Consider the following 10806-nt stretch of genomic DNA (forward strand, 5'->3'; position numbering starts at 1 on the left):
CCGCCGCTGCTCCAGCAGCTGCCGCGGCAGCGAAAGAAGTTAACGTGCCTGACATCGGCGGTGACGAAGTTGAAGTCACTGAAATCCTGGTGAAAGTGGGCGATACCGTTGCAGCTGAGCAGTCTCTGATCACCGTAGAAGGCGATAAAGCGTCTATGGAAGTGCCGGCGCCGTTCGCGGGCACCGTTAAAGAGATCAAGATCAACACCGGTGACAAAGTGTCTACCGGCTCTCTGATCATGATCTTCGAAGTGGCGGGTGCTGCCCCTGCCGCTGCGCCAGCTCAGGCTGCAGCTCCGGCTCCAGCGGCTGCACCAGCAGCAGGCGGCGTGAAAGACGTTAACGTTCCTGACATCGGCGGTGACGAAGTCGAAGTGACCGAAGTGATGGTGAAAGTGGGCGACAAAGTTGCCGCTGAACAGTCACTGATCACCGTTGAAGGCGACAAAGCCTCTATGGAAGTGCCTGCGCCGTTCGCGGGTACCGTTAAAGAGATCAAAATCAGCACCGGCGACAAAGTCTCTACCGGTTCTCTGATCATGGTCTTCGAAGTGGAAGGCGCTGCGCCTGCTGCCGCTCCGGCTGCCGCGGCTGCTCCAGCACCGGCTGCTGCACCGGCTCAGGCTGCTAAACCAGCGGCACCTGCTGCAAAAGCGGAAAGCAAATCTGAGTTCGCTGAAAACGACGCTTACGTCCACGCGACCCCGCTGATTCGTCGCCTGGCGCGCGAATTCGGCGTGAACCTGGCGAAAGTGAAAGGGACTGGCCGTAAAGGTCGTATCCTGCGCGAAGACGTTCAGGCTTATGTGAAAGACGCGGTGAAACGCGCTGAAGCTGCACCAGCTGCAGCCGCAGGCGGCGGTATCCCGGGCATGCTGCCATGGCCGAAAGTGGACTTCAGCAAGTTCGGTGAAATTGAAGAAGTGGAACTGGGCCGCATCCAGAAAATCTCTGGTGCTAACCTGAGCCGTAACTGGGTCATGATCCCGCACGTTACGCACTTCGACAAAACCGATATCACCGATCTGGAAGCGTTCCGTAAACAGCAGAACGCCGAAGCTGAGAAGCGTAAACTGGACGTGAAATTCACCCCAGTGGTCTTCATCATGAAAGCCGTTGCCGCTGCCCTGGAGCAGATGCCACGCTTCAACAGCTCCCTGTCCGAAGATGGCCAGAAGCTGACGCTGAAGAAATACATCAACATCGGTGTTGCGGTTGATACGCCAAATGGTCTGGTTGTTCCGGTCTTCAAAGACGTGAACAAGAAGAGCATCACTGAGCTGTCCCGTGAACTGACCACCATCTCCAAAAAAGCGCGTGATGGTAAGCTGACTGCCGGCGAAATGCAGGGCGGCTGCTTCACTATCTCCAGCATCGGCGGCCTGGGTACTACCCACTTCGCACCGATTGTTAACGCGCCGGAAGTGGCTATCCTCGGTGTGTCCAAGTCCGCGATGGAGCCGGTGTGGAATGGCAAAGAGTTCGTGCCGCGTCTGATGATGCCAATCTCTCTGTCCTTCGACCACCGCGTGATCGACGGTGCTGATGGTGCGCGTTTCATCACCATCATCAACAACATGCTGAGCGACATTCGCCGCCTGGTGATGTAAGTGAAAAGCCGGCCAGTCGGCCGGCTTTTTTCTGTTAATCTCATGTGGTTTGTGAGGTTATTGGCGAAAGCGACAATTCGTGAGCCGTTTGTTGTTTCAAAATTGTTAACAATTTTGTAAACTGCGAGCGGATAGAACGTCCCGGTGGATGAAGGGCGACAAGTACCTGGACCGCCGGAAATCAATAAGAGGTCATGATGAGTACTGAAATCAAAACTCAGGTCGTGGTACTTGGGGCAGGTCCCGCAGGTTACTCTGCAGCCTTCCGTTGCGCTGATTTAGGTCTGGAAACCGTCATCGTAGAACGTTACAACACCCTTGGGGGTGTTTGTCTGAACGTAGGTTGTATCCCTTCTAAAGCGCTGCTGCACGTAGCGAAAGTTATCGAAGAAGCCAAAGCGCTGGCTGAACACGGTATCGTCTTCGGCGAGCCGAAAACCGATATCGATAAAATCCGTACCTGGAAAGAGAAAGTTATCACTCAGCTGACCGGTGGTCTGGCTGGCATGGCGAAAGGCCGTAAAGTGAAAGTGGTTAACGGTCTGGGTAAATTCACCGGCGCGAACACCCTTGAAGTGGAAGGCGAAAACGGCAAAACCGTAATCAACTTCGACAACGCGATCATCGCGGCGGGCTCTCGTCCGATCGAACTGCCATTCATTCCACATGAAGATCCACGCGTGTGGGATTCCACCGATGCCCTGGAACTGAAAACCGTTCCAAAACGTCTGCTGGTTATGGGCGGCGGTATCATCGGTCTGGAAATGGGTACCGTTTACCATGCACTGGGTTCAGACATTGACGTGGTTGAAATGTTCGACCAGGTTATCCCGGCTGCGGATAAAGACATCGTTAAAGTCTTCACCAAGCGTATCAGCAAGAAATTCAACCTGATGCTGGAAACCAAAGTGACTGCCGTTGAAGCGAAAGAAGACGGTATTTACGTTTCCATGGAAGGTAAAAAAGCGCCATCCGAACCACAGCGTTACGACGCCGTGCTGGTGGCGATCGGCCGTGTGCCGAACGGTAAGAACCTCGACGCAGGTAAAGCTGGCGTGGAAGTGGACGACCGTGGCTTCATCCGCGTTGACAAACAGCTGCGCACTAACGTGCCGCACATCTTTGCTATCGGCGATATCGTCGGTCAGCCAATGCTGGCGCACAAAGGTGTTCACGAAGGTCACGTTGCCGCTGAAGTTATCGCCGGCATGAAACACTACTTCGATCCGAAAGTGATCCCATCTATCGCGTACACCGAGCCAGAAGTGGCATGGGTCGGTCTGACCGAGAAAGAAGCGAAAGAGAAAGGCATCAGCTACGAAACCGCCACCTTCCCGTGGGCTGCTTCTGGCCGTGCTATCGCTTCCGACTGCGCAGACGGTATGACCAAACTGATCTTCGACAAAGAAACTCACCGCGTTATCGGTGGTGCGATTGTCGGTACCAACGGCGGCGAGCTGCTGGGTGAAATCGGTCTGGCGATCGAAATGGGTTGCGACGCGGAAGACATCGCGCTGACCATCCACGCTCACCCAACTCTGCACGAGTCCGTGGGCCTGGCGGCAGAAGTGTTTGAAGGTAGCATCACCGACCTGCCAAACGCGAAAGCGAAGAAGAAGTAATATAGCATTCTTTAGTTGTTCCAACTAAATGAAGCCCCGAAAGTCAGGTTGCTGATGAGTAGGGGCTTTTTTATTAGGCTTGAGAATTTTAACGGATTAAATTTCAAAATATCATTTAATATTAATGTCCTGTTCCGGATGGTTATTATTCTTGCGCTGGTTATTTTATATCGTGAATACTCTCTTTTAATTAATGGAACAAAGAGAGGAATCGAGCATGGACAATAAACAAGTAGCGTCTGGAAATAAAACGTTACGAATAATGGGGGCCAGAACGCAATGCGGGCAAGGTTATATGAAAAACGCTGTTCATAAACTGGTTGCGCTTGATCAGGAGACATTACAGCCTGTAAGCGTTGACTGGAGTTATGAAGATGAACCCACGGTTCGTTTCACCGGTACTATTTTTACCGATACACGACCGAACAAACGCCTGCTTGCAGTTTCTGATGTATATCGGCAGGGGGAAATTATCAATATCAGTAATTTTGGTGGAGCAGGCTTTGCTTTAGCCGTAATCAAAAATGACGGAACGGTAGTTGCGTGGGGAACGCCAACGTGTGGTGGAACTTCTCCTACAAGCGATCGCAATCATAACGTCAATGCTATTTACGGTGGAGTGGATGCTTCGGCGGCCGTTAATGCCAATGGACAGGTGTTTACCTGGTCCGTTGATGACAATAATCCGTTACCCGATAATGTTGCCGTACTGAATGATATTGTTGATATTAAAGTTGCTCAATATGGTGATGATAATGGAAATTATACCTATCTGGCATTAAGAGCAAATAATCAGGTCGTCCAGTGGACCGATGGCATGTCTCATGATGATTTCCCACAGGACATTGCAGAGCGCAAAGATTTAGTTGCTATACAAACCAATGAATATGCCTTTGCTGCAATAACATCGAGTGGTCATATTGTAACATGGGGGCAAGCGTCTTATGGTGGTGAACTTCCGGAGCACTTAAAGAGTGTTAATGATGTTGCTACACTTTATGCTAATAAAGGGGCTTTCGTTGCGTTGAGAAAGTCTGGAAGCATTTTTGCATGGGGTAACACTTATTATGGTGGCCAAATTCCAGAAAGTATTGCCAGCTTAACCGATATTGCCTCAATACATACTACTAGCCATTCATTTATTGCTTTAAGAAAGAATGGTAGTGTTGTTTTTTGGGGATATGGCATACACCTGCGTGAAATGCCTCAAGATATTGCAAATCTGACAAATATCATTGATGTCCAAGGGGCTGTAAACGGCAGTTATGCTTTTTTAACATCTGAAGGTAAAGTTTATTGTTGGGGTGAAGTATTAATATACGATATAAAAATGCCGGAGGATTTATCTGATGTTGTTTCCCTGACTGCATCATGTGATTCGTTTGCAGCACTCCGCCGTGACGGCACCGTTGTTGCTTGGGGAATGCCTGGAGGTGGGGATACAACCTCAGTAAAAGATGAGCTGTATAATATCCGCGCAATCTACGCAAGCGGATACAGTTTATGCGCGCTAAGAGATGACGGTCATATTTTTGAATGGGGTGCAGAGGATTCTCCATCGTTTACAAAGATGCCTGCAGATATACAGGGACAGGTAACCTATAGCTTTAACTAAATGCCTTTATGCCGGGTAAGGTGATCTTACCCGGCCATTCAAACTTTTAATCTTTTGGCTCACAAGCCAAGTACCAACTGGAAGTTATGGAGCCACAGGCTGCCAGGTTTTATCCGGGTTATAGGCGGTTAACGCCTGGGCTTTCTGCTCAGAGTCATTGCCGAGATCGGCCTGGTACACTTTGTCATCCTGGTTTATCACAAAGCTCATGACGCCTGTCTGGCCATAACTGACGGGCCATGCCACCATCGCAAAGCCTTTCTCATCAGGCAGGATACGGAACCGATAGCCGTGATAGCCTGCACCGGGCTCTTTGGGGCTGAAGGCCGGCCCCAGCGGGCTGGGGGCTTCACCCGGCGAAACGGGCCAATAGAGACCATCTTTTTTCCCTTCAGAGCTGACAATTTTCTGCGCGTATTTTTGATTCATGGCGAAATAGCTCTGCTGGGCATCCACATAGGCATGTAATGCTTCGATGGCGGCAAGCTCGTTACGCCCGATCTCGCGGGTCAGGATCTCCTCGGCGCCCTCCTTGATATCGAATTGCCATCCGGCAGCGGTTTTGACAACCGGGATGGGCAACTGCCAGTCGTTATTTCCGACGACCAGATGCGCCGTATTACCGTCGATAACCGTGTTGTGCCGCACCTTCCAGTCGCGGAGGAAACGATCGACGGCATCAGGATCGACCCCTTCAGGCGGCAGAAAATCGCGCCAGTTCTCTCCAAGCAGATTGTTCATCGCCGTTTCATTCTGCTCACTGATGGCATGCGCCAGCGCATCGGTCGCCTGAGCGGGTGTGCTGAAGGATTGCTGTGCCATCGCAGCGGCGGACATCATGAACAACACCATTCCACAGACAAGATTCTTTTTCATGTTGACTCCCTTAACGATGACGGAATTCACGGTGTTCAGCACGTCCGGCAGGAGCCTGACGCGGCTGCTGATGACGGGCAGCCAGTTGTCTGCTTTGCGCTCCCCGCTGCTGCTGGGCTTGCCAGTTGGCAGAGCGGCTGTCGTTACCGCTCAGCGCATTTGCGCGAGGCTGGCTGGTTCGCTGCGGGATATGGCGTTGCTGAGCTGGCTGCGCGATCCGTTTCTCCTGTCGCTGGGTTACGGCAGGGTGATTATCACGCTGCTGCGAGGTGGTTCGCTTTGCCGTTTGCGGTCTGGTGTCGTAGCCACGGTAGTTGTTGCGCTGGGATATCTGCTTCAGCTGTTCGCCTGAAGCCTGGTGCTGTGCATCTCTGGTTCCCGGACGCGCGGTTTGCGGGAAGGTTTTACCCGTCGATTTCTCTATCTGGCTCAGGGCCGCCTGACGCTGGCTGTCGCGGTTAACCGGTTTTTGCTGCGTAGAACTGAGCCCCGTTACCGTGTTAGTGGAATGGAAGCGGTTATTAAGCTGGCTGGTGGGGTAGGGCACACCTTCCCGATACGCCGGGTTATGCTGCCAGGTGCGGTTGGCATCCGTCAGGCGTTGACCACTGATTTTGTTGAAGTTCTCGACGTTAATATTGATATTGTTATCACCGTTGCGGTTATAGCCGCCGTGATTCCAGTCATCGTCATGATGGTGGTCCCAGTCGTCGTCATCATCCCAGTCGATGTTGCTGAAGATGGCGTAGGTTGTCGCCACGCCCAGGCTGAAGCCTAAGCCTTTGACCAGACTGTCCGTAAACTGCTCTCCCGGTGAAGGAGGAAGATAGGTTGGCGGATAGGCAGTGTTTGGCCAGATACCGTAGACGGTATTGGGGTTATAGGTGGGGACGTAAACGACCTGCGGATCCGCGGATTCAATTTTGATCACCGTCGGGGCAGGCGTGGTGGAAGTCGTCGATTCGCTGGTGGCCGATTTGGCCGGGGCAGGTTTCGTCACGGTGGTGACCGTCTGCTGAGGCGTCGATTGTAAGGCGCCGGTCTTTTGAGCCAGCGCGCGCAGGCGTTGGACGGAATCCATGACATCCTTCGGTTGCGCGAGAAACGCATCCCCCAGATTTTGTACCCACGGCGGGTTTTCACCCATCAGCGACATCAGTTGAGGAAACGCGACCAGCGATTTTACGCTGGGATCCCAGGGCTGGCTGGCAACGGCCTGGATAGCGGCGTCTCCTTCCATTTTAGGGTTGTCTTTGGACCACTGCGCCGCCTGGATGACGTTGGCCGGGTAGGTCGAGGCCATTAAAATTTGGGACAGCAGGGCATCCGGATAGAGCGCGATGGGAGCAACCCACTGATCGATTTGCGCGGCCGTATAGGCTGGGGCGACGACAGGGGCGGGTTGCGCTGCTGCGGGGGTTACCGGTTGCTGTGCGACGGGAGCGGGGACGACAGGCTCTGTCGCCCGACTTTTGACAAACATGACGCCTGAGGCGGCAAACAGCCCGGCACTGCACAGAAGAACAAGCAGATGTGGTTTAAAGGGCAACTTCATAAAATGACTCCAACGAGACAAGCGCTGTGCCGTGAGGCGTTACGGTTGGCGTGAGTATTATTCACTCGCCTTTTACTGTTTTGACTTTTGTTGGGGAACTGCCGGTACGTCCGGATAAAGAGTGTGAGTATTTATTACACAATTATATGTGATAGCTGAAAAGCCGCTGGGATTTCAGAAGGCCGCTCTTGCGAGCGGCCAGCAGCTAGTTGCCGAGGTTGACAACAAACAGCACTGTGATGTCGGATATGTTCCAGCCACCGTGCAGTGCCGTAAGCAGTAAACCGAGCGCAACGATCAGCGCAGTGATTCGCATCTCCATTGCGTGCGTTCCTGTACAGGCTACGCGGGTTCATTCTTCACCGGGAAAGGCAGAACCTGGCAAGTTGATGTTGCCGCGTAGATGAAGGAACTGCTCCCGGGCCCGGTGACTGGTTGCTACACCAGCGGAGCAGGCCGCGGAGAAGAATAGTCAATTCAATGGATCTGAAAAAGGCAAAAAATGCAATTACATGGGCTTTCATACGAAATGGGAAGGCGCTACGCAAAATCGTGATAGCAGCTTGCAAGCCCACAGGGAGTGATGCACAATATTTCACGTTGGTGTTGCCGCAAATCTGCCAACCCGGTGTGCTACCACCGCAAGGCAACAAATAAACCGCTTTCAGGCGGTTTTTTTGTTGCCAAAATTCCACCCGTCAGCCCTCTACACCATGCTTAACGATTCAGCAAATTTTTTAATGTTGCTTTTTTGTAAACGGATTAACACTGTGCAGAAATCCTGCTATGCTGCCCGACGCGGTATCGGGCATTTACCCTACAAACTGCTGTCTCACAGGAGCGTGAAGAGAACGCCCGCCGCATATGACAATGAGAGCGAGGAGAACCGTCGTGCTAGAAGAATACCGTAAGCACGTAGCAGAACGTGCCGCCGAGGGAATTGTACCCAAACCGTTAGATGCAACCCAAATGGCCGCGCTCGTCGAGCTGCTGAAGAACCCGCCTAAGGGCGAAGAAGAATTCCTGTTAGATCTGCTGATCAACCGCGTACCGCCTGGCGTAGATGAAGCTGCCTACGTAAAAGCCGGATTCCTTGCTGCTATCGCCAAAGGCGAAGCCACCTCCCCACTGGTTACTCCTGAAAAAGCCATTGAACTGCTCGGCACCATGCAGGGTGGTTATAACATTCATCCGCTGATTGACGCGCTGGATAACGACAAGCTGGCACCGATTGCCGCTAAAGCGCTCTCTTCAACGCTGCTGATGTTCGATAACTTCTACGATGTGGAAGAAAAAGCCAAAGCAGGCAACGTCTATGCGAAGCAGGTGATGCAGTCCTGGGCTGATGCCGAATGGTTCCTGAACCGTCCAGCGCTGGCTGAAAAAATTACCGTTACCGTCTTTAAGGTGACCGGTGAAACCAACACCGATGACCTCTCTCCGGCACCGGACGCGTGGTCTCGCCCGGATATCCCGCTGCACGCACTGGCGATGCTGAAAAACGCCCGTGAAGGCATTGAGCCGGATCAGCCAGGTGTTGTCGGCCCGATCAAACAGATCGAAGCGTTGCAGAAAAAAGGATTCCCGCTGGCTTACGTCGGTGACGTTGTCGGTACCGGTTCTTCCCGTAAATCCGCCACTAACTCCGTCCTGTGGTTTATGGGTGACGATATTCCGCATGTGCCGAACAAACGCGGTGGCGGCCTGTGCCTGGGCGGTAAGATTGCCCCAATCTTCTTCAACACCATGGAAGATGCTGGCGCACTGCCAATCGAAGTGGATGTCTCTAACCTGAACATGGGCGACGTGATTGACGTTTACCCGTACAAAGGTGAAGTCCGTAACCACGACACCAACGAGCTGCTGGCGAGCTTCGAGCTGAAAACCGATGTGCTGATCGACGAAGTGCGTGCCGGTGGCCGTATCCCGCTGATCATCGGTCGTGGCCTGACCACCAAAGCGCGTGAAGCGCTGGGTCTGCCGCACTCAGACGTGTTCCGTCATGCGAAAGACGTAGCAGAAAGCAATCGTGGCTTCTCGCTGGCGCAGAAAATGGTTGGCCGCGCGTGCGGCGTTGCCGGTATCCGTCCTGGCGCTTACTGCGAGCCGAAGATGACCTCTGTGGGCTCTCAGGACACCACTGGCCCAATGACCCGTGACGAGCTGAAAGACCTGGCGTGCCTGGGCTTCTCGTCCGATCTGGTCATGCAGTCCTTCTGTCACACGGCGGCGTATCCGAAGCCGGTTGACGTAACCACGCACCACACGCTGCCAGACTTCATCATGAACCGTGGCGGCGTCTCCCTGCGTCCGGGCGACGGCGTTATCCACTCCTGGCTGAACCGTATGCTGCTGCCGGATACCGTGGGTACCGGCGGTGACTCCCATACCCGTTTCCCGATTGGTATCTCCTTCCCGGCGGGCTCCGGTCTGGTGGCGTTTGCCGCAGCGACCGGCGTAATGCCGCTGGATATGCCGGAATCGGTACTGGTGCGCTTCAAAGGTAAAATGCAGCCGGGTATCACCCTGCGCGACCTGGTTCACGCTATCCCTCTGTATGCCATCAAACAGGGCCTGCTGACCGTTGAGAAGAAAGGTAAGAAAAACATCTTCTCTGGCCGCATCCTGGAAATTGAAGGGCTGCCGGACCTCAAAGTTGAGCAGGCATTCGAGCTGACCGATGCGTCCGCAGAGCGTTCCGCCGCGGGTTGTACCATCAAGCTGAACAAAGAGCCGATCATTGAGTATCTGAACTCTAACATCGTCCTGCTGAAGTGGATGATTGCGGAAGGCTACGGCGACCGTCGTACGCTGGAGCGTCGTATTCAGGGGATGGAGAAATGGCTGGCGGATCCGCAACTGCTGGAAGCCGATGCTGACGCAGAATATGCGGCGGTGATCGATATCGATCTGGCAGACATTAAAGAGCCAATTCTCTGTGCACCGAACGATCCTGACGATGCGCGTCTGCTGTCTGACGTGCAGGGCGATAAGATCGACGAAGTGTTCATCGGTTCCTGTATGACCAACATCGGTCACTTCCGTGCTGCCGGTAAACTGCTGGATACTCATAAAGGCCAACTGCCAACCCGCCTTTGGGTAGCGCCACCAACCCGTATGGATGCGGCGCAGCTGACTGAAGAGGGTTACTACAGCGTGTTTGGTAAGAGCGGTGCGCGCATCGAAATCCCGGGCTGTTCCCTGTGTATGGGTAACCAGGCGCGCGTGGCAGACGGTGCGACGGTGGTCTCCACCTCTACCCGTAACTTCCCGAACCGTTTAGGTACCGGTGCGAACGTCTACCTGGCGTCTGCTGAGCTGGCGGCGGTTGCGGCGCTGATTGGCAAACTGCCAACGCCGGAAGAGTACCAGACCTTCGTTGCTCAGGTTGATAAGACGGCGGTGGATACCTATCGCTATCTGAACTTCGACCAGCTCTCTCAGTACACCGAGAAAGCTGACGGGGTGATCTTCCAGACGGCGGTATAAAAGCAAAACCGTCTCCACGAGACGGTTTTTAGTGTTTGC

The 10806-nt window shown here is 53.5% G+C and carries 6 protein-coding genes; 4 read left to right on the forward strand and 2 right to left on the reverse strand.

Annotated features, from left to right (window positions below):
* From aceF to AK59_RS0121255, 3 genes are all read left to right on the forward strand, one after another.
* A partial coding sequence (gene aceF, locus AK59_RS0121245; RefSeq protein WP_029883769.1) for a pyruvate dehydrogenase complex dihydrolipoyllysine-residue acetyltransferase occupies window positions 1–1610 on the forward strand: 1610 nt, incomplete at its 5' end.
* 197 nt (window positions 1611–1807) lie between these two features.
* Window positions 1808–3232 carry a dihydrolipoyl dehydrogenase gene (gene lpdA, locus AK59_RS0121250; RefSeq protein ID WP_014830669.1) on the forward strand — a complete coding sequence of 475 codons (1425 nt, stop codon included), beginning with the start codon at window positions 1808–1810 and terminating at the stop codon, window positions 3230–3232.
* 217 nt (window positions 3233–3449) lie between these two features.
* On the forward strand, window positions 3450–4847 hold the full coding sequence (locus AK59_RS0121255; RefSeq protein ID WP_231501508.1) for a hypothetical protein: 1398 nt from the start codon (window positions 3450–3452) through the stop codon (window positions 4845–4847).
* 84 nt (window positions 4848–4931) lie between these two features.
* On the opposite strand, the gene AK59_RS0121260 is transcribed toward AK59_RS0121255, so the two are convergent.
* Together AK59_RS0121260 and AK59_RS0121265 are read right to left on the reverse strand one after the other, a co-directional pair.
* Window positions 4932–5723 (reverse strand): DUF2950 family protein, encoded by a 792-nt coding sequence (locus tag AK59_RS0121260; RefSeq protein WP_029883771.1) that lies wholly within the window; start codon window positions 5721–5723, stop codon window positions 4932–4934.
* A gap of 10 nt (window positions 5724–5733) precedes the next feature.
* Window positions 5734–7278 carry a DUF3300 domain-containing protein gene (locus AK59_RS0121265; RefSeq protein ID WP_029883772.1) on the reverse strand — a complete coding sequence of 515 codons (1545 nt, stop codon included), beginning with the start codon at window positions 7276–7278 and terminating at the stop codon, window positions 5734–5736.
* An 891-nt stretch (window positions 7279–8169) separates the two neighbouring features.
* Between AK59_RS0121265 and acnB the strand changes: the two genes are divergently transcribed.
* A complete protein-coding gene (gene acnB / locus AK59_RS0121275) occupies window positions 8170–10767 on the forward strand; it encodes a bifunctional aconitate hydratase 2/2-methylisocitrate dehydratase (RefSeq protein WP_013095602.1) in 2598 nt (865 codons plus the stop codon).
* The last annotated feature ends 39 nt before the right edge of the window (window positions 10768–10806 follow it).

This window comes from Enterobacter sp. T1-1, assembly GCF_000710795.1.
In the GTDB taxonomy this organism is placed as follows: domain Bacteria; phylum Pseudomonadota; class Gammaproteobacteria; order Enterobacterales; family Enterobacteriaceae; genus Enterobacter; species Enterobacter cloacae.

Excerpts from the sequence above, each read along its gene's own strand:
- lpdA (WP_014830669.1), top strand. The coding sequence starts at position 1,808 with ATGAGTACTGAAATCAAAACTCAGGTCGTGGTACTTGGGGCAGGTCCC.
- AK59_RS0121255 (WP_231501508.1), top strand. The coding sequence starts at position 3,450 with ATGGACAATAAACAAGTAGCGTCTGGAAATAAAACGTTACGAATAATG.
- AK59_RS0121260 (WP_029883771.1), bottom strand. The coding sequence starts at position 5,723 with ATGAAAAAGAATCTTGTCTGTGGAATGGTGTTGTTCATGATGTCCGCC.
- AK59_RS0121265 (WP_029883772.1), bottom strand. The coding sequence starts at position 7,278 with ATGAAGTTGCCCTTTAAACCACATCTGCTTGTTCTTCTGTGCAGTGCC.